We start from the raw sequence: 18,167 nt of genomic DNA on the forward strand, positions 1-18,167 counted from the left end.
TGGGTGGACCCCGACGAGAGCGCGTCCCCGGCGGTCCCGCCGCCGGGTCGCCGCCGTCGGCTCGTGCTGGCCGCGCTCGTCGCCTCGGTGTCCGTCGCGGCCCTCGTCGTCGCCGCGATCGACCTGTCCGCCCCGCCCACCGTGCCGGCCTCGTACGCCGGCGGCGGCACCGCGCTGCCGCCCTGGCCCGCCCCGGCGGACCCCGCCGTGGGCGTCCGTGCGGCCGGGCTCCAGGCCGCCCCGTCCGAGGGGATGGTCCAGCACTTCCACGTGCACCTCGACCTGCTCGTCGACGGGCAGCCGGTCCCGGTGCCCGCGAACCTGGGCATCGACGTCCGTGAGCAGCTGTACGCCGAGCTGCACACGCACGCCGACACCGGGGTCGTGCACGCGGAGGCCTCGAGCGCGGAGACGACCTTCACCCTCGGGCAGCTGTTCGTCGAGTGGGGCGTGCGGCTGGACGCCGAGCACCTCGGCGGGCTGACGACCGGCGGCGGGAAGGAGCTCCGGGCGTACGTCGACGGGCGCCCGCTGACCGGCGACCCCGCCGGGCTGCGGCTCGTCGACCACCAGGAGATCGTCCTGGCGTACGGCGCGGAGCCGCCGGCGTCGGTCCCGTCGACCTTCGACTTCGTCGCCAACCCGACCTGACCGGGTCCCGGCCGCACCTGGCACAGTGGGCCGCCCGACGGACCCCGAGGAAGAGCCGCATGCAGACCACGCCCACCGTCCTCGTCGTCATGGGCGTCTCCGGGACGGGCAAGTCGACGGTCGCCCGCTCCCTCGCCGACGCGCTCGGCTGGCCGATGGAGGAGGGCGACGACCTCCACCCGGAGGCCAACGTCGAGAAGATGGAGCAGGGGATCCCGCTCACCGACGACGACCGGTGGCCGTGGCTGGACCGCGTGGGGGAGTGGATCGACGCGCAGGGCCGCCGGGGCGAGCCCGGCATCGTCACCTGCTCCGCGCTGAAGCGGGCCTACCGCGACCGGCTCCGCCGCCCGAACGTCACGTTCGTCCACCTGGCCGGCACCCGGGAGACCATCAGCCGGCGGATGGCGGCCCGCTCCGGCCACTTCATGCCGCTCAGCCTCCTCGACTCCCAGCTCGAGACGCTCGAGCCGCCCGGCCCCGACGAGCAGGTGATCACCGTCGACCTCGGCGGCACGCCCGAGGAAGAGGTCGCCGTCGTGCTCGCCGCGCTCGACCGCGATTAGCTTCGCCCGAAACCCGTTCACCCTGACGAGGAGGCCAGGTGCACCCAGACCTGCAAGCGCATCTCGATCGAGCCGCGCTTCCTCCCGATCGAGCACGTCGCCTCGTCGACGGTCTCCGCGTGCTCCAGCAGATTGCGAGCAAGGGCGATCGTCCGATCACGTACGGCGAGTTCGCCGAGCTTCTCCAGCCGGGTCTCGCACCGGTGGCGACCGCACGAACGCTCGAGGACATCGGCCAGTTCTGCAATCAGGCCGCTTGGCCGAACGTGACGTGCTTCGTGGTGTCGGCCGCGACGGGGGAGTGCTCGGCCGGCTTCAGCAAGATCTCTTCGGACGACCCCGGCGTCGCGCGGGACGCTGCCTGGCTCTCCTACGCGGCCTACAAGAACGCGCCACTCGTGGACCAGCCATGACCTCACAACCCCTCGACCCCGCGAGCGTGCCCGAGACGCGCACGTCGAGCGCGCGGGAGTTCCAGATTGCCTGCGAGCAGGCCGTCGCCGAGTGCCGCGCTCTGGGCTACGCGCCGACGGCCTGGATCGCCATGATGAGAGGGCCCGGAGGCGCAACCGCTGCAGCCCGTCGACTGCTCAGGAGCGGCGACGTCCAGAGCGGCTTCGAGCGCCTCATCCGCATGGGCCGACGTGACCTCACGATCGAGCAGGCGGTCCTGGCCGAACGCTGGACAGACCTCTTCACCGATGACGAGCGAGCGGCAGCCCTGTGGCGGCTCGAGCAGGGCGGTGCACGGTAGGCGTCAGAGCCTGGACCCGGGCGAGCGGCGTCTGTCCAAGTTTCGACCTACGAATGGACGCGGAGCACGATCTTCCCCACGTTGTCGCCGGACTCCAGCGCCCGGTGGGCGTCGGCGACGTCGTCGAGCGCGTACGTGGTCAGCGGGGTCGGCCGAATGGTGCCGTCCGCGAGCAGCGGCCAGACCTCGGCGGCGACGTGGCGGCAGATGTCGGCCTTCTGGTCGAGCGGCCGGCCGCGCAGCGAGATCGCGGCGACGGAACCGCGCTTGGCGAGCAGGGCGCCGAGGTCGATCGTCCCCGTGCGGCCGCCCTGGAAGCCGATGACGACCAGCCGGCCGTCGGGGGCCAGCAGGTCGACGTGCGCCTCGAGGTACTTCGCGCCCATGTTGTCGAGGACCACGTCGACGCCGCGCCCGTCGGTCGCCCCGCGAACCTCCGCCGCCCAGTCGTCGCGGTAGGAGAAGGCGTGGTCGGCGCCGAGCTCGCGGCAGTGCTCGAGCTTGGCCGCGCTCCCCGCCGTGGCGATCACGGTCGCCCCCAGCGCCTTGGCGTGCTGGATCGCGAACGAGCCGATGCCGCCCGCGCCGCCGTGGACGAGGAACGTCTCGCCGGCCGTGAGGTGCGCGTACGCGAGGTTGGACCAGACGGTCGCCGCCACCTCCAGCACCCCGGCGGCGTCGACGAGGTCGTAGCCGGGAGGCGGGGGCAGGACTTGGCCGGCAGGCACGGCGACCTGCTCGGCGTAGCCGCCGCCGGCCAGCAGCGCCACGCACGGCTCCCCGATCGTGAACCCCTCGACGCCGTCGCCCAGCGCGGCGACGTGGCCGGAGACCTCGAGGCCGATGATCTCGCTGGCCCCGGGCGGCGGCGGGTAGTGCCCCTGACGCTGCATCAGGTCGGCGCGGTTGACCCCCGCCCCGACCACGTCGACCAGCACCTCGCCCGGGCCGGCCTCGGGCGCCGGGACGTCCTCGACCCTCAGGACGTCGGGGCCACCGGGTTCGCTGACGACGACTGCACGCACGCGGTCAGCCTGCCACTAGGCTCGCACCCCGGGCGGGGTCGCATAGTGGACGAGTGCAGACGCCTTGAAAGCGTCCGAGCGGGAGACCGTTCCGTGGGTTCGAATCCCACCCTCGCCGCCTGAACGGTCCCCGGCTCGGCCTGCCGTCAGCGCGACGGCTCGTCGGGCAGCTCCTCGACCGTCCGCACGACCCGCTCGGTGACGACGTACCGACGCAGCTGCGTCGTCCGTTCGCCCGGCCGTACGTCGTCGTCTGTGCTGCCCGTCGCCGACGTCTGCTCCGGTCCGGAGGCCTGCTCGGTGCCGTCCTCGGCGTGGACCGACCGCTCGTCCGCCACCTCGTCACGGCCCTCGACGTCGCGCTGGGCCAGCTCGTCGTCGCGGTCGCGCCCGGTCACCGCCGCGGCGGCGCCGGCCGCACCCGCCCCGACCTCCGCCGCGTGCCCGCCGTGCGTCTCCCGCTCGTCGGACGCGTCCCGCCCGTCCTGCCCACCCGGGTTGTGCAACCCGTAGTAGCGGTAGAGGTCGTCCTCCTCCTCCACGCTCAGGTGCCCGTCGGCGTCGACGCGCGGGGCGTCGTGCACCGCCTTCTTCGTGACCGGGACGCGGATGTCGTCACCGTCGAAGGAGGCGTCGGCCAGCGGCACGAACGACTCCTGGGTGCCGAACAGCCCGGTCTTCAGCGTCACCCAGGCCGGCTCACCGGTGCTGTCGGACGTGTAGATCTGGTCGATCGTGCCCAGGCGGTCGCCGTCGGACGAGACCACCGAGGTCTGCTGGGTGATCCGTCCGAGGTCGTCGGTGCTGATGCTCATCGCGGTCTCCCGGGCTGAGGTCAGGCCGGCGGCTGCTGGTCCGCGCCGCCGAGGCGGTCCTTGACGGCCTCCTGGGCCTTGTCCACCTGGCTGGCGTGCTGGCCGCCCGTGCGCGCGTCGACCGCGTCGCCGGCCTTGTCGATGCCCTGGCCGACCTGGTCGGGGTGGTCCGCCGCGAGGTCCTTGGCCTTGTTCACGATGTCGCCGATACCCATGCTGGTTCCTTCCGTCGTGGCCACCCTGCTCCGACGGTCGTCGGCGCGGACGGCCTCGTCCTGAGCCTCCCGGTCTACCACTGCGCCCGGCAGGCCGGCGGCTCGGGTTACGCGGTAAGGCTGTCGGGACGTCCTCAGCCGAGCGCCCGCGCGACGACGACCTCGACGCCCGCGGCGCGGATGCGCTCGAGCTCAGCGGGGTCCGCGGAACCGTCGGTGATCAGCGTCGCGACCTGGTCGAGCCCGGCCATCTGGGCCAGCGCCACGCGGCCCACCTTGGAGCCGTCGGCGACCACGACCGTCTGCTGCGCCTTGGTCACCATGGCGTGGTTCGTCCGGGCCTCGGTCTCGTCGTGCGTCGTCACCCCGGCGGCGGCGCTGACCCCGTCGGCGCCCAGCACCGCGGTGCCGACGTTGACGGCCGTGAACGTGTTCTCGGCCAGCGCGCCCACCAGCTCGAGCGACTCGGGCCGCAGGAAGCCACCCGTCATAACCACCCGTACGCGGCCGCGCTCGGACAGCAGCGTCGCGATGGTGAGGGAGTTCGTGACGACGGTCAGGTCCTGGCGCCACGCCAGCTCGCGCGCGACGTCGGCCGTGGTCGTGCCGCCGCTGAGTGCGATGACGTGCCGCCCGGCCGGCACCCGTACGGCCATGGCCCGCGCGATCGCCCGCTTGGCCTCGGCGAACTGCGTCCCGCGCAGCGTGACCGGCAGCTCCGTACGCCCCTCGGCCACCTTGGCGCCACCGTGCGTCCGGGTGACGAGGCGCTGGTCGGCCAGCTCGGTCAGGTCGCGGCGCGCGGTCGCCGGCGAGATGCCCAGCTCCGTCGTCAGGTCGGTCAGCGACACGGACCGCTGCCGGGCCACGAGGTCGAGGATGGCCGTCAGGCGCCGGGCCCGCTGGGTCGACGCGGAACGCAGCCGGGGTTCCACGGAACCGGACGTCATCAGACCGCCTTGTCTGCCGTTGGCTGCAACAGGCGTACGAGGATCGCTCGCCGGTGGTGAGCACTTTAGCCACGAAGCGCTCACACCGTTGCGCTCGTCGCTCGCTCAGCCAAGGATCGCAGCATGCCCACCGTCGTGTTCCTCGGTGCGGGCAGCGTCGTCTTCACGCGGCAGCTGCTCGCCGACCTGTTCCGCTTCGACGACCTGCCCGAGCTGCGGGTGGTCCTGCACGACATCGACGCCGAACGGCTGGCGGTCGCCCGGGGCACTGCGGACCAGGTGGCGGAGCGGTTCGGACGCCACCCCGAGGTCGTCGCCACCCTCGACCGGCGCGAGGCGCTGGACGGGGCCGACTTCGTCGTCAACATGATCCAGGTGGGCGGGATCGACGCGACCCGGGTCGACCTGCTCGTGCCCGCCGAGGCGGGCCTGCGCCAGACCATCGGCGACACCACCGGCATCGGCGGCGTGTTCCGCGGGCTGCGGACGTTCCCGGTGCTGAGCGGGATCGCCGCCGACATGCTCGAGCTCTGCCCGGACGCGCTGTTCCTCAACTACACGAACCCCATGGCCATGAACGTGTGGTGGCTCTCCGTCGTGGCCCCGCAGCTCAAGGTCGTCGGCCTCTGCCACAGCGTCTACTGGACCGTGAACGGGCTGTGCGCGCAGGTCGGGGTGCCGATGGAGGGCACCCACTTCCGCGCCGGCGGCGTCAACCACCAGGCCTGGCTGACCGAGTGGAGCCGCGACGGCGTCGACCTCTACCCGCGCCTGCGCGAGGTGATCGCGGCCGACCCGGAGCTCGAGCGCCGCGTGCGAGTGGAGATCTTCTCCCGGGTCGGGTCCTACCCGACCGAGACCAGCGAGCACTCGTCGGAGTACCTGTCCTGGTTCCTGCGCTCCGACGAGCAGGTCCGGCGCTTCCGGCTCGAGCCGCTGGAGTACATCGGGATCTCCGAGCAGAACGTCGCCGAGTTCGAGAGCGCGCGCGCGGCGCTGGCCGAGGGCCGGCCGCTGGAGCTCGAGGAGGGGGCGGCCGAGTACGCGCCGCAGGTCATCCACTCGGTCCTCACCGGCACGGTCCGCGAGATCCACGCGAACGTCGTCAACCCGGTCGGTGCGCCGCTCATCGACAACCTGCCCGAGGGCGCGGTCGTCGAGGTCCCGGCCCGGGTCGACGCCGGTGGCGTGCACCCGATCGCCTTCGGACCGGTCCCGCTGGTCGGCGCCGCGCTCAACCGCGACTACCTGTCGGTGGCCGGGCTCACCGTCGAGGCCGCCCGCACCGGCGACCCGCTGCTCGTCCGGCAGGCCGTGCTCGTCGACCCGAACGCCAGCTCGACCCTGACCCCGGCCGAGATCTGGGCGCTCTGCGACACCATGACGGCCGCGCACGCCGACCTCCTGCCGCGCGCGCTCGGCGGCAACCTGGACGTGGACCTGACCGCCTGATCCGGGTCCGTCCGGGTCAGAGCCCGAGGAAGCGCCGGGCGTTGTCGCGGTAGAACGCGGGCAGCAGCTCCGGGGCGAGGTCCAGGCCGGAGACGTTCCAGCGTCCCTGGCCGGGGACCTCGCTGCCGGGGTCGTAGCCGAAGCTCTCGTCGGCGGTCTCGACGAACCGGAAGTGCAGCCGGAACTGCTCCTCGCTCGCCGGGAAGATGTCGGTCCCGAACAGCACCTGGTCGGGGTGGTCCCGGGCCAGCCGGGCGAAGCGACGCGGCTGGCGACCGAGCTCGGCCATCCGGCCGGCGATGTCGATGCCGTAGTGCGGCGCCGCCTCGAGGAGCCGCTCGACCCGGTCGAGGTCCTCGGCCGCGCACCCGGCGTGGGCGCCGACGAAGCGCGTCTGCGGGCAGGCCAGGACGAGGGCCGCGTGGGCGTCCAGGAGGGCGTCGAAGGTCGGGAACCGCGCCGGGTCGCCGAACCACCAGTCCCGGTGCCGGGCGAGCTCGTCGAGCCGCTCGTTGTGCGCGTCGAGCGGGCTGAAGAACGCGACCGGGTCGGCCGTGTGGATGAGCACGGGCAGGCCGAGGTCCCCGGCGTGCCGGACCACCTCGACGACGCGCGGGTCGTCCGGGCTGACCAGCGACCCGTCGGCGTCGGTCACGCCGAGCCCGAGGTCCTTCCACACCTTCAGCCCGCGTGCCCCGCGCTCGCGGCTCTCCTCCAGCGACCGCCGCAGCACCCGCACCCCGTCGGGCTCGGCGAGCCGGCTCCAGTCGAGCTGGCAGAACGTGACGAACCGCCCCTCGTACGCCGCGTCGTAGCGCTCGACGTTCGCGGTGACCTCGTCGCCCCACATGCCGTCGAGGTTCACCACCGTGGTCACGTCGCAGCGGTCCATCGTCGCCACGAGCGCGCCCGGGTCGTCGACCATCCAGCCGCCGGCCGGCCACCGGCCCGGCGTCAGCCACCGACCGAGGTGGTTGTGCACGTCGACCGCGGGGACGGCCGCTCGCTCGACGACGGTCTCCGCGGCCCTGAGCTGCTGCCGGGGCCGCCAGTCGGCCAGCGGCAGCCGGCCCATCGCGTCCCAGTCCGGTTCCTGCACGTCCTGCGGCACGGGGGCCTCCTCGTCGACGGTCGCTCGCACTGAGCGATCTGAGCGATTGACGGGCGACCGCTCATCGCCAGGGCCATGATGCTGCCATGACCGGCGCTGAGACACTGCAGCGGTGATCCACACCCTCGGGCTGAGCCCGTCCCTCGACGTCGTCTACGTCCTCGACGGGGTCGAGACGGGGTCCATCCACCGGCCGCGCGAGGTCGTCCGGCTGGCCGGGGGCAAGTCGCTGAACGTCGCCCGGGCCCTCGTCCGGCTCGGCCGGCCCGCCCGCGCCGTCGCACCGCTGGCCGGGCCGCTCGGGGACCTGGTCGCCGACCTGCTCGCCCCCACCGGCGTCGAGCTCGTCCGGCTGGACACCACGGCGCCGACCCGGATGTGCGTGACCGCCGCCGACGCGACCGCGGGCACCCTGACCGAGTTCTACGAGCAGGCGCCGCCCGCGGACGGGACCGAGCTCGAGCAGCTCGACACCGTGCTCGCGGACGTGGCCGCCGGCGACTGGCTGGCCCTGTCGGGCAGCGTCCCCGCGGGCACCGACCTGGACCGGTTCGTGGCGCAGCTGGCCGGCCTCCGCGGGCGCGGCGTCCGCCTGGCCGTGGACACGCACGGGCCGGTCCTGCCGCTGCTGCTCGAGGTGGCCGCGCCCGACGTGCTCAAGGTGAACCGTTCCGAGGCGGCCGAGCTCGTCGGCGCCGACCCCGCCGACCTCGTCGAGCTGGGCGCCGCGGTCCGTGCGGCCGGGGCCGGGGTGCTCGTCCTCACCGACGGCGCGGCCGGCGCGGTCGGGTGGGACGACGACGGCGGCTGGCGGGTCACCACGGACGCCGCCCCGGGCGGCTACCCGGTCGGCAGCGGCGACTGCTTCCTGGCCGGGCTCGTCGCGGACCTCGCCGACGGTGCGGCGCTGCCCGACGCCCTGGTCACCGCCGCCGCGGTGGGCGCCGCCAACGCCGCCCTGCCCGGGGGTGCGCTGTTCGACGACGCGACGCTCGCCCGCCTCCGCGCGGTCACCCGGGCGGTCCCGGTTAAGGTGCAGCCGTGACGTGCAGCGAGCGGTCGGTCCAGGCGTCGAACCTCTCGTGAGCACGCCGCTGCCCGCGCGGGAGGCGCGCTTCGTCCTCGCCCCGCCGCCGCCCGTCCGCGCGCTGGCCATCTCGGCCGGCCTCGTCGTCGTCGGGGTGGCGCTGCTCGTCCTCACCAGCGCGTACGGGTGGCCCGTCGGCGTCCTCGTGCTCGCCGTCGTCCTCGCCGTGCTGGGGGTGGCGCTCGCGGTCGCGGCGCTCGTCCTCAGTCGCCGGATCCGCAGCGTCGTGCTGTCGACCCCGGACGCCATCACCGTGGAGCACGCGGGGGACCGCCGCGCCCTGCGCTGGGCGGAGGTCGACGAGGTCAAGGTCATCGGTCACCGGCTCGTGCTCACCCGCAAGGAGGGGGAGGGCACGGTTAGCGTGCTGAACCCGCGCATGCGGGCCAACCCGACCTTCCTCGCGCTGATGTCGGAGGTCCAGCAGCGCCTCGACGCCGACCGGGGCTACTCGCCCCTCTGACCCGGACTAGCCGGTGTAGGGCTTGGCGGTCGCCGCGACCTTCGGGTCGTACTTGCAGGTGCTGTCGACGTCCTCGCTCGTCGGAGCCTTGCCCGAGCTCGTGGTGCCCGTCGTCTTGGCCGGGGTGTTGTCGCTCTTCGCCTCGCCGATGGCCTTCTTGACGCGCGAGCGCATCTGGGAGAAGTCCGGGTCGGTGGGCGAGAAGCCGGCGACGCCAGGCTTGAAGACGATGCTGCGGACGTTGCCCTTCTTGACCCGCAGGCTGAGGTCGACCATCGCCGGCAGGACCTCCTGCGGGATGTCGGTGCGGACCAGCGACTTGCTGGCGTTCGCGATGTCCTCGTAGCGGGTGAGCACGTTGGCCGGGTTCGCCTGCTTGATCATCGCGTTGATGACGCAGCGCTGGCGGTCCATCCGCACGAAGTCGTCGGCCCCGTAGCGGCCGCGGGCGTACCAGAGGGCGCTGCGACCGTCGAGCTTCTGGTTCGCGCCCGGCTTGATGAACTCCTTCGGCGGGATGTGCAGGTCGGTGTTCCCGCCGATCGGGATGAAGGTGTTGACGTTGAGCCGGATGCCGCCGAGGGCGTCGACCATCGTCGAGAAGCCCTTGAGGTTGATGAGGACGTAGTAGTCGATCTTGAGCCCGAGCGCCTCGCCGACGCTGATCTTCAGGACGTCGGCGCCGAGGTTGTCGGTCTCGCCGAGGACGTCCTTCGGGACCCGGTTGGGCACGTCCCGGTACATCGCGTTGAGGGCGAACTCCTGGTCGTCCGGGTTCCCGTTGGTGAAGCCGTTCGGGTAGTACCGGTGCAGCGGCGAGTCCGTCGGGAACGGCATCCGCGCGGTGTTCCGGCCGAGGCTGAAGAGCGCCGTGTCGCCGGTCTTCGTGTCGATGCTGGCGAGGATGACGGTGTCCGTCCGGGTGCCGACCCGGCCCTTCCCGTCGTCGCCGCCGAGCAGCAGGATGTTCAGCCGGGGCTTGTCCGCCCACGGGTCCGACTCCTGCTCCTTGTCGCCCGGGTGGCTCGCGCCGGGCTCGTCCGTCGGGCGCGTGGCGCTCTTGGTGTCCTCGGAGCTCTTGAACATGCTGCCGACCAGGCCGGCGGAGACGTACGCGGTGCGCGCGGCCACGGCCATCGGCGCGGCGACGGCGAAGGCGAGCACGCCGACCAGGAGCCCGCCGACGACGCGCTGGGAGCGCGTCGGCCGGTGCCGCAGCGTGAGGTGCGTGGCGACGACCACGGCGACCCAGAGCGCGGCGACCACGACCAGGGCGATCGCGATCCGGCGGAGGGACGTGGGGTCGACCCCCAGCGACACCAGCGCCTCGCGGTCGACCAGCGCGGCGACGCCGATCGTCGCGAGCACCAGCACGAACAGCGCGAGGACGACCGAGCCGACGACCCGGCGCCCGGCGGCGATCAGCCCCACGCCGGGCACGACGGTGCCCAGGACGGTGAAGCCGACGGTGCGGCGGAAGTCCTCGTCGCGCGGGAGCGCGTGCCGCGCGGTCGGCGGGCCGGACGCGGGGGGCGTCGGGCTGGTCCGGGTGGCCGGTTCCGGTGCGTCCTCAGGACGTGACCAGGACCAGGGCGACCCCGAGCCGGGGTCGGCGGGAGGGTGATCCTCCGGCATGCACACGTCCTTCTGGGCTCGGCGTCGGCGCGCCGGTTGACGTTCAAGGCCGCTTCAGGGTACGTGGCAACAGGTCAGGATGCCATTCACGCGTCGTTCACCGGGGAGGCGCCCCCCGTTCAGGCCGGGCCCGACCCCCGCTCGCGCAGGAACGTCTCGCGCAGCTTGGTCGGCGCCCGGTCGAGCCACGCGTCGATCACCACCTCGGTCAGCTCGGGGACGTCGATCGCGTCGAGGCGGACGAGCACGGCCGGGTAGCCGTCGAAGTGGGGGACCGTGAAGAAGACGTCCGGCTCGGCCGCGATCAGGGCATCCTTCTCCTCGAGGTCGGCCACCCGCACCCCCAGGACCTCACCGGCCGGGGCGTCGTCGCCGAGCGCGGCGAGGTCACCCTTGCGCAGCGGTCGCTCCCAGGCGAAACCCTTGTCCCGCACCCGCCAGTGCAGCGATCCCCACGACACCTTCTCCGTGGCCCCGGGCAGCGCGAGCGCGATCCGCCGGGCGTCCTCCAGGCTCGCCATCCGCCGACTGTGTCACAACGGGTGCCGCGTCAGCCCTCCGGCTTTGCCTCGGCCGCACCCGGCTGGGTAGGGTGACCGGGCGTCGCAGGGAGGCTCCGGCCTCTCGGCGCGTTGGAGGTGTCGCCTAGTCCGGTCTATGGCGCCCGCCTGCTAAGCGGGTTTGGGGCTTAAACCCCATCGCGAGTTCAAATCTCGCCACCTCCGCCGTCTTCCTCCCCGAGGGACCCGGCTCCGGCGCGGCCGTCAGGCCGTGTGCACGTACGGACGTCGGTCGATGTCCGGCTCGGCCCGGCGCAGCACCTCGCGCGTCGTCGGCGCGACCTCGCCGACGCCCAGGAAGAGGAACCGCGCGAGGTTGACCACGGGGTTGCCCTCGGTCCACTCGACGTAGATGTGCGGGCGCCGGCCGGTCACGTCACGCACGTGCAGCCCGAGGGCCGCCAGCGCGTTCGGCACGTTCGTGCCCTCCATCGTCAGCACCCGGTAGTGGCCGTGCATCACGTGGCCCTGCACGTCGAGCCGGCTCGCGAAGGCGGACGGGTCGGTGACGGTGATCTCGACGAAGATGATGTCGTCGGTCTCGGCGAGGCCGTAGTCGCGGACGGACTCGCGCCGCTTCTCCAGGTACTCGTTCGCGTCGCGCTCGTTCGGCTCGTTCGCCACCAGGCGGATGGTCCGCCGGGCGGCGTCGCGCACGAAGAGCTGGGCGGTCCGGTCCATCTCGACGTCGGTGACGCGCAGCTCGAAGGCCCGTCGGACCCGGCTGAGCACCGAGATCACCACGATCCCGAGGATGAAGAGCCCGGAGATGACGATGCCGTCGGGCTTCTCCACCACGTTGGCGACGAGGGCGTAGAGCAGCACCAGCGTCAGCACGGCGAAGCCGACCGTGGCCCAGCGGGCCCGCCGGCGTCGCGCGCTGACCGTCACCGCGAAGGCGCCGGAGAACATCATCACGAGGATCCCCGTCGCGTACGCCCCGGCCTGCGCGTTCACGTCGGCGTGGAAGGCGAGGGTCACGATGATCGACAGGACCGTGTAGACGATGACGACCGGCCGGACCGCCTTGCCCCACTCGGGCGCCATCCCGTACGCGGGCAGGTAGCGCGGCACGATGTTGATCAGGCCGGCCATGGCCGAGGCCCCGGCGAACCAGAGGATCAGCACGCTGCTCAGGTCGTAGACGCTGCCGAAGCCCTCGCCCAGGAGCTGGTGCGCCAGGTAGGCCAGGGCCCGCCCGTTCGCCTCGCCGCCCTCGGCGAAGGCCTCCGGCGGGATGATCACGGTCGTGATGAGGCTGGTGGCCACGAGGTAGACCGACATGATGCCGGCGGCGGTGGTCAGCAGGAGGCGCGTGTTCCGCACCCGGTTCCGCAGCTGCTCCTCCGGCGTCGCGCCGCCGGCCTTGATGAGCGGCATCATGCTGACGCCGGTCTCGAAGCCCGACAGGCCCAGCACGAGCAGCGGGAACGCGATGATCGCCGGGGTGATCAGGCCGCCCGGCCCGGCCCCCTGGAGCCTCAGCGCCTGCGTCCACCCGCTCAGCAGGCTCGGGTCGTGCACGACGTGCATCACGCCCACGACCACGATCACCGCGTTGAGGGCGAGGAAGACCCCGACGAGGGGGATCGCCACCACGACGGCCTCGTTGAAGCCGAGCAGGAAGACGAAGCCGAGGATCAGCAGCAGGATGACCGTGATCAGGACGTTCTTGCCGTGGAACGCGTCCGGCGTGTACGGGTTCTCGATGAGGTGGACGGACGCGTCGGCCGCCGACAGCGTGATCGTCACGAGCCACGACGTGACCACGAACCCGAGCAGCACCAGCACGAAGACCTTGCCCCGCCAGAAGGGCAAGAGCCGCTCGAGCATGGCCACCGAGCCCTGGCCGTGCGGGCTCTCGACGGCCACCCGGCGGTACATCGGCAGCATGCCCAGCAGGGTGAGGCCGACGATGAGCAGCGTGGCGATGGGGGACAGCGCGCCGGCCGCGAGGGCCGCGATGCCGGGCAGGTAGGACAGCGTCGAGAAGTAGTCGACGCCGGTCAGGCACATGACCTTCCACCAGGCCTGCGTGGAGTGCGGGTGCTCGTCGGAGGCGAGGGGTCCGGGCGGCTGCACCTGGTTGGCCATCAGCCACCGCTCGACACCCTGGCGGACGAGCGGGCCGAGCGGTGGCTCGGTCCCGTCGGACGCCTCCGTACGGCCGGAGGCCCGGGTCTCGCTCACGGGGTTCCTCCGCGCTGGGTCACGACCAGGTCCGCGACCGCGGACCCGCACGTGCCGAGCATACGAGCGGGACGGGCGGGTGCGCGGTTCAGTGCAGCTGGGGGACGATCAGCCAGAGCCCGAAGAGGACCAGCAGGCCCGAGAGCGCGAGGAGCGCGTAGCCACTGGCCAGGACCACGCCACCGCCGCCGTCCCGGTTTCGCTGGACCCGGGCGGCGGAGACCGCCCGGATGCCGAAGGAGAGCAGGACGGTGAAGAGCACCGCCATCCCGGTCGAGACGACGGCGACGATGCCCAGGGCGGCCCAGTCGATCTTCATCGTGCGCCTCAGACCCCGCTCTTGATCTTCTTCTTGCCCTTGGCCCGCGCCCGTGCGGAGCCGAGGCGGGGGTCCTGCGGGTACGTGCTCGGGGTCGCGCTGGCCAGCACCATGACCTCGCGGCTGTCGGTGACGTTCTGGCTGGTGACCTGGTTGCGGCGGGACACGAGCCAGATGACGACGCACACCGCGGCGAGCAGCACCAGGAGGACGGCCGAGCCGACGGCACCGGTCCCCGCCAGCAGCGCGGCCAGGCCGCCGATGACGGCCGCGCCCGGCAGGGTCAGCAGCCAGGCGACGACGAGCTTGCGCGCCAGCCCCCAGCGCACCTCGGCGCCCTCGCGGCCCACGCCGGAGCCGAGGATCGCGCCGGTGGCGACGTGGGTGGTCGAGAGGCCGAAGCCGAGGTGGGACGACGCGAGGATGGTGGCCGCCGTCGCCGCGCCGGAGGTGGCGCCCTGCGGGGTGTCGATGTCGACGATGCCCTTGCCCAGCGTCCGCATGATCCGCCAGCCGCCGGAGTAGGTGCCGAGCCCGATGGCCAGGCCCGCGGCCAGGATCACCCACAGGTGCGGTCCGCTGCCCGCGGTCTGGAATCCGGCGGCGATGAGCACGAGCGTGATCACGCCCATGGTCTTCTGCCCGTCCGACGTGCCGTGCGCCAGCGCGACCAGCGAGGCGGTGAAGGCCTGCGCGTACTTGAAGCCGGTGTTGGTCTGCCCGCTCGGCGAGCGGCGGGTGACGCGGTAGGCGATCTTGGTCGAGAGGGCCGCGGCGAGGCCGGCGACGAGCGGGGCGACCAGGGCCGGCAGCAGCACCTTGGAGACGACCACCCAGCCGTGCACCGAGGTGAGCCCGGCGCCCACGACGACCGCGCCGATCAAGCCGCCGAACAGCGCGTGCGAGGAGCTGGACGGAATTCCGAAGAGCCAGGTGATGAGGTTCCACACGATGGCGCCGACGAGGCCCGCGAGGACCATCGAGGGGTTCACGAGCTTCTCGTCGAAGAAGCCGCCGGAGATGGTCTTGGCGACCTCGGTGGAGAGGAAGGCGCCGACCACGTTGAGCACGGCGGCGATGATCACGGCGTTCCGGGCGGTGAGCGCACCGGTCGCGATCGGACCGGCCATCGAGTTCGCGCTGTCGTGGAAACCGTTGGTGAAGTCGAAGATCAACGCCACCACGACGACGGCGATCACGATGAACAGCAGCGACACGTCGCTCCTCGTGGGCAGGGGCTCGGCGAGGTGCAGCGACCACCTCGTCGAAGCGACCGCCGGTGCCGGAGGCCGTCAGATGAACGATAGGTGAACGCGGGGGGTTGTCAATGAGCGGGGCGTGTCGCGGACCGGGCGGCCGGAAGCCCCAAGATCATCTCCAGACCTGGCGGAACGCGCGGTAGCTCACGTCCGGCAGGGTCGCGTCGAAGAGCAGCGTGCCGTCCTCGGAGAACTCCGAGATCCGCTGGGCCGTGCCCCAGCCCACGAACAGGTTCCCGTTGTCCAGGCGCTGCGCGTTGCCCATCGCGTGCGCGCTGATCTTGGCCGGGTGGACCAGCCGGCGGACCAGCCGGGCCCTGCGCGCGGCCTCGTCGACCGCGAACCACAGCACCTGGCTCTCGTCGGTCACCGTGACCTCGCCGTCGCTGCCGTTGTCGAAGAGCCGGATGGTCCGCGGGTCCTCGAACTGCGCGTCGTGCTGCCAGGCGAACGTGGCCGAGGCGGGCAGGTCGAAGTCGCTCTTCTTGCCGCCGAGCCGCCACCGCACGGCCCCGGTCTGCAGGTCGACCTTGTAGAGCGCCCAGGTGTGCCGGGCGGAGATGATCACGTTCCCGTCGGGCGTCGGGGCGACCGAGTTGATGTGGAAGTAGTCGTACGGCTCGGTCGGGTCCTTCGGGACGCCGGCGTGGCTCTCGGTCAGCGCGACGTGGTCGAGGGACTCCCAGTGGTGGAGCACCTCCCCGGTCGCGAGGTCCACCTCCTCGAAGATCCCGTTCATGATCAACCCGTCCTTCGGGCCCTTCACGGGGCGCAGGTCGGCCTTGGTCCTCACGTAGCTGACGATGTACGCGGTGCCGCGCGGGGTGATGGAGAACTCGTGCTCGTCGGGGCTCACGTCGCCGTGCTTCTGCACCCGGGTGATCACGTTGTGGGCCACGTCCTCGATGACCGTCTGGCCGTCCGCGTACGCCGCGAGGCCCGTGGAGTGCGACTCCCACCAGGTGATGACCGGGCGGCCCTGGTAGGTCTGCAGCCGCATGTTCGCGTACGACTTCGCGCCGGCCGAGCTCCACAGGCTGTTGCCCGCGCCGTCGGCGATCAGCGTCGCCGCCGTCTCGCCCATGTCGGTGATGAAGATGTCGCCGGCCGCCTGGCCCGGCTGGTTCACCAGCGTGGTGAAGAGCGGGGGAGCGGCCGGCACGGCCGCCTTCGCCGCCACCTCCTGCACCTTGCGCCGCTCGTGGGTGCGCCCGACGGCGTAGCCGCCGACGCTGCCCGCCCCGGCGACCCCCACCACCCCCGCACCGGCCAGGGCCAGCGCGCGGCGCCGGGTGATCCTCGGGGCGTGGCGCTGCTGGTCGCCCGTGACGTCGTGCCTGTCGCTGGTCGTGCCCGTGTCGTCGTCGTTCATCTCGTCCACCCTCGGGGGCGCGTCTGTGCCGCGGCTGTGCCTGCGCCGTACGTTCCTCGTGTGGTCAACACGTACCCCGATCCGGCGCACCCCACCCCGACCGTCCGGGCGGTGGTCTACGACGCCGTCGGCGCCGTGCCCGAGGTCCGGCGGGTGCCGCCACCGGTCTGCCCGCCCGACGGCGTCGTCGTCGACGTGGCCGCGACCGGGGTCTGCCGCTCCGACTGGCACGCGTGGCGCGGGCACGACCCGGTGCCGCTGCCGCACACCCCGGGCCACGAGTGGGCCGGGGTCGTGGCCGAGGTCGGGCCGGACGTCCCCCACGGGGCGTTCGCGGTCGGCGACCGGGTGACCGCGCCGTTCGTCCTCGGCTGCGGGCGCTGCGCCTGGTGCCACGCCGGTGCCGCCCAGGTCTGCCCCGACCAGCAGCAGCCGGGCTTCACGTACGCCGGCTCGTTCGCCGAGCAGGTCGTCGTGCACGCGGCGGCGACCAACCTCGTACGCCTCCCCGACGCGGTCGACCTCGTCGCGGCCGCCGCGCTGGGCTGCCGGTTCGCCACCGCCTTCCGCGCGCTGACCGGGGTGGCCGACGTGCAGCCGGACGAGTGGGTCGCGGTCGTCGGCTGCGGCGGCGTCGGTCTGTCGGCCGTGATGATCGCGCACGCGCTCGGGGCCCGGGTCGTCGCCGTGGACGTCTCGGAGGCGGCTCGCGAGCGGGCGCTCGAGCTCGGCGCCGCGGTGGCGCTGCCCGCCGAGGGGGCGGCCGCGGCGATCCACGAGCTCACCGGGGAAGGGGCGCACGTCGGCCTCGACGCCCTCGGCTCGGCGGCCACCCTCGACGCCTCCGTCCGCAGCCTGCGGCGCCACGGCCGGCACGTCCAGGTCGGCCTCCTGCTCGGCGACCACGCCGGCTCGCCCGTCCCCTGGGACCTCGTCGTCGGCCGGGAGCTGCGGATGTCCGGGAGCCACGGCATGGCCGCCGTCGACTACCCGGCGATGCTCGCGATGGTGGCCGACGGCCGCCTCGACCCCGCCCGGCTCGTCGGTCGCGTGATCACGCTCGACGAGGCCGGCGCCGCCCTCGCCGCCATGGACGACCCTTCGTCCAGCCGGGGCGGGATGACCGTCGTCTCGCTCGGATGAGATCGCAGTTCGCATCTCCCCCGACGGCCCGCTAGACTCAACCCTCGTTGTCGGCGTGATCCGACAGGCACCCGTAGCTCAACGGATAGAGCATCTGACTACGGATCAGAAGGTTGGGAGTTCGAGTCTCTCCGGGTGCGCAGCACGACCCCTGGCCCGCATGGGCCGGCAGGGCGGTCCGTCCAGGACGATCGCCGCGGAGCTCGATCCGAGCTCCGCTTTTCTCTTGAACCGCGAGGACGCAGCCTGCGTGCCGGCCCGCGGGCACGCCCCCGCAGACCTCGCTCAAGGCGTTCCAGAGGATTCCTTGAGCAGTGGATGGTTGCTGTTTCAACCTTGCGGTGATGCTGAGACATCGTTGTCATCGGGCTGGGCCCGCCCTGAGGTGGCGGCGGCAATGTTCTTCTCACCAGCCCAGAGAGGCCGGGGAGCAAGCGGGGGCTGGCTCGAACGACACCCAGAGCCACGCACAAGGAGCCCCCCGATGACCGCCACCGCCGCCGCCCGCACCGCCCGCCCGTCGCGCAAGGTCGCCACGATCGTCTCGCTGGTCGCCGTCCCCGTCGCCCTCGCCGCCTCCGGCCTCGTCGTCGCGCAGTC

19 protein-coding genes and 3 tRNA genes are annotated in these 18,167 nt (G+C 72.8%); 11 read left to right on the forward strand and 11 right to left on the reverse strand.

Annotation, left to right across the window (positions count from 1 at the left end; genetic code table 11):
• Positions 1-3 precede the first annotated feature (3 nt).
• The 4 genes from ABD665_RS12500 (at position 4) to ABD665_RS12515 (ending at position 1,971) form a co-directional block, all read left to right on the forward strand.
• Entirely contained in the window at positions 4-651 is a 648-nt protein-coding gene (locus tag ABD665_RS12500) for a hypothetical protein (RefSeq protein WP_204910362.1), read from the forward strand.
• Positions 652-710: 59 nt separating this feature from the next.
• Positions 711-1,217: a gluconokinase, GntK/IdnK-type gene (locus tag ABD665_RS12505; RefSeq protein WP_204910361.1), complete on the forward strand. Its 507-nt coding sequence runs from the start codon at positions 711-713 to the stop codon at positions 1,215-1,217.
• Positions 1,218-1,336: 119 nt separating this feature from the next.
• Positions 1,337-1,630, forward strand: a complete 294-nt coding sequence (locus tag ABD665_RS12510) for a hypothetical protein (RefSeq protein ID WP_204910360.1) — start codon at positions 1,337-1,339, stop codon at positions 1,628-1,630.
• Positions 1,631-1,656: 26 nt separating this feature from the next.
• Positions 1,657-1,971, forward strand: a complete 315-nt coding sequence (locus ABD665_RS12515) for a hypothetical protein (protein WP_204910359.1) — start codon at positions 1,657-1,659, stop codon at positions 1,969-1,971.
• Positions 1,972-2,018: 47 nt separating this feature from the next.
• Here the strand turns inward: ABD665_RS12515 and ABD665_RS12520 are convergent, their stop codons facing one another.
• Positions 2,019-2,996: a zinc-binding dehydrogenase gene (locus ABD665_RS12520; protein WP_204910358.1), complete on the reverse strand. Its 978-nt coding sequence runs from the start codon at positions 2,994-2,996 to the stop codon at positions 2,019-2,021.
• Positions 2,997-3,027: 31 nt separating this feature from the next.
• Here ABD665_RS12520 and ABD665_RS12525 point away from each other — a divergent pair.
• Positions 3,028-3,114, forward strand: a tRNA-Ser gene (locus tag ABD665_RS12525).
• A 28-nt stretch (positions 3,115-3,142) separates the two neighbouring features.
• On the opposite strand, the gene ABD665_RS12530 is transcribed toward ABD665_RS12525, so the two are convergent.
• The 3 genes from ABD665_RS12530 to ABD665_RS12540 all read right to left on the reverse strand — a co-directional run bounded on the left by ABD665_RS12530 (position 3,143) and on the right by ABD665_RS12540 (position 4,976).
• Positions 3,143-3,811 carry a PRC-barrel domain-containing protein gene (locus tag ABD665_RS12530; RefSeq protein ID WP_204910357.1) on the reverse strand — a complete coding sequence of 223 codons (669 nt, stop codon included), beginning with the start codon at positions 3,809-3,811 and terminating at the stop codon, positions 3,143-3,145.
• A gap of 20 nt (positions 3,812-3,831) precedes the next feature.
• Complete coding sequence (locus ABD665_RS12535) at positions 3,832-4,026, reverse strand: Rv0909 family putative TA system antitoxin (protein ID WP_204910356.1); 195 nt, start codon at positions 4,024-4,026, stop codon at positions 3,832-3,834.
• 134 nt (positions 4,027-4,160) lie between these two features.
• The gene (locus ABD665_RS12540) at positions 4,161-4,976 is read right to left on the reverse strand and encodes a DeoR/GlpR family DNA-binding transcription regulator (RefSeq protein WP_425562153.1); all 816 of its coding nucleotides are present in this window, start codon (positions 4,974-4,976) and stop codon (positions 4,161-4,163) included.
• A gap of 123 nt (positions 4,977-5,099) precedes the next feature.
• Here ABD665_RS12540 and melA point away from each other — a divergent pair, with 123 nt between their 5' ends.
• A complete protein-coding gene (gene melA / locus ABD665_RS12545; RefSeq protein ID WP_204910355.1) occupies positions 5,100-6,428 on the forward strand; it encodes an alpha-galactosidase in 1,329 nt (442 codons plus the stop codon).
• Positions 6,429-6,444: 16 nt separating this feature from the next.
• On the opposite strand, the gene ABD665_RS12550 is transcribed toward melA, so the two are convergent.
• A complete protein-coding gene (locus tag ABD665_RS12550) occupies positions 6,445-7,539 on the reverse strand; it encodes an amidohydrolase family protein (protein ID WP_204910354.1) in 1,095 nt (364 codons plus the stop codon).
• A 112-nt stretch (positions 7,540-7,651) separates the two neighbouring features.
• Here ABD665_RS12550 and ABD665_RS12555 point away from each other — a divergent pair, with 112 nt between their 5' ends.
• Together ABD665_RS12555 and ABD665_RS12560 are read left to right on the forward strand one after the other, a co-directional pair.
• Positions 7,652-8,584 carry a PfkB family carbohydrate kinase gene (locus tag ABD665_RS12555; protein WP_204910353.1) on the forward strand — a complete coding sequence of 311 codons (933 nt, stop codon included), beginning with the start codon at positions 7,652-7,654 and terminating at the stop codon, positions 8,582-8,584.
• A gap of 37 nt (positions 8,585-8,621) precedes the next feature.
• Positions 8,622-9,089: a hypothetical protein gene (locus ABD665_RS12560; protein WP_204910352.1), complete on the forward strand. Its 468-nt coding sequence runs from the start codon at positions 8,622-8,624 to the stop codon at positions 9,087-9,089.
• 6 nt (positions 9,090-9,095) lie between these two features.
• Here ABD665_RS12560 and ABD665_RS12565 read toward each other — a convergent pair whose 3' ends face one another.
• Together ABD665_RS12565 and ABD665_RS12570 are read right to left on the reverse strand one after the other, a co-directional pair.
• The gene (locus ABD665_RS12565) at positions 9,096-10,724 is read right to left on the reverse strand and encodes an LCP family glycopolymer transferase (RefSeq protein WP_204910351.1); all 1,629 of its coding nucleotides are present in this window, start codon (positions 10,722-10,724) and stop codon (positions 9,096-9,098) included.
• 119 nt (positions 10,725-10,843) lie between these two features.
• A complete protein-coding gene (locus ABD665_RS12570) occupies positions 10,844-11,245 on the reverse strand; it encodes an MmcQ/YjbR family DNA-binding protein (RefSeq protein WP_204910350.1) in 402 nt (133 codons plus the stop codon).
• Positions 11,246-11,358: 113 nt separating this feature from the next.
• Here ABD665_RS12570 and ABD665_RS12575 point away from each other — a divergent pair.
• A tRNA-Ser gene (locus ABD665_RS12575) sits at positions 11,359-11,449 on the forward strand.
• 39 nt (positions 11,450-11,488) lie between these two features.
• Here ABD665_RS12575 and ABD665_RS12580 read toward each other — a convergent pair.
• From ABD665_RS12580 to ABD665_RS12595, 4 genes are all read right to left on the reverse strand, one after another.
• Positions 11,489-13,474 carry an amino acid transporter gene (locus ABD665_RS12580; RefSeq protein ID WP_344742407.1) on the reverse strand — a complete coding sequence of 662 codons (1,986 nt, stop codon included), beginning with the start codon at positions 13,472-13,474 and terminating at the stop codon, positions 11,489-11,491.
• A gap of 88 nt (positions 13,475-13,562) precedes the next feature.
• Positions 13,563-13,793, reverse strand: a complete 231-nt coding sequence (locus ABD665_RS12585; RefSeq protein WP_204910349.1) for a hypothetical protein — start codon at positions 13,791-13,793, stop codon at positions 13,563-13,565.
• An 8-nt stretch (positions 13,794-13,801) separates the two neighbouring features.
• The gene (locus tag ABD665_RS12590; RefSeq protein ID WP_204910348.1) at positions 13,802-15,010 is read right to left on the reverse strand and encodes an inorganic phosphate transporter; all 1,209 of its coding nucleotides are present in this window, start codon (positions 15,008-15,010) and stop codon (positions 13,802-13,804) included.
• Positions 15,011-15,164: 154 nt separating this feature from the next.
• Positions 15,165-16,424, reverse strand: a complete 1,260-nt coding sequence (locus tag ABD665_RS12595; RefSeq protein ID WP_204910347.1) for an arylsulfotransferase family protein — start codon at positions 16,422-16,424, stop codon at positions 15,165-15,167.
• Between the two features lie 60 nt (positions 16,425-16,484).
• Between ABD665_RS12595 and ABD665_RS12600 the strand changes: the two genes are divergently transcribed.
• Together ABD665_RS12600 and ABD665_RS12605 are read left to right on the forward strand one after the other, a co-directional pair.
• Positions 16,485-17,567: a zinc-binding dehydrogenase gene (locus tag ABD665_RS12600; RefSeq protein ID WP_204910346.1), complete on the forward strand. Its 1,083-nt coding sequence runs from the start codon at positions 16,485-16,487 to the stop codon at positions 17,565-17,567.
• A 67-nt stretch (positions 17,568-17,634) separates the two neighbouring features.
• Positions 17,635-17,707 (forward strand) — tRNA-Arg (locus ABD665_RS12605).
• Positions 17,708-18,167: the final 460 nt, after the last annotated feature.

Source organism: Microlunatus spumicola (assembly GCF_039536445.1).
Taxonomy (GTDB): Bacteria; Actinomycetota; Actinomycetes; order Propionibacteriales; family Propionibacteriaceae; genus Microlunatus; species Microlunatus spumicola.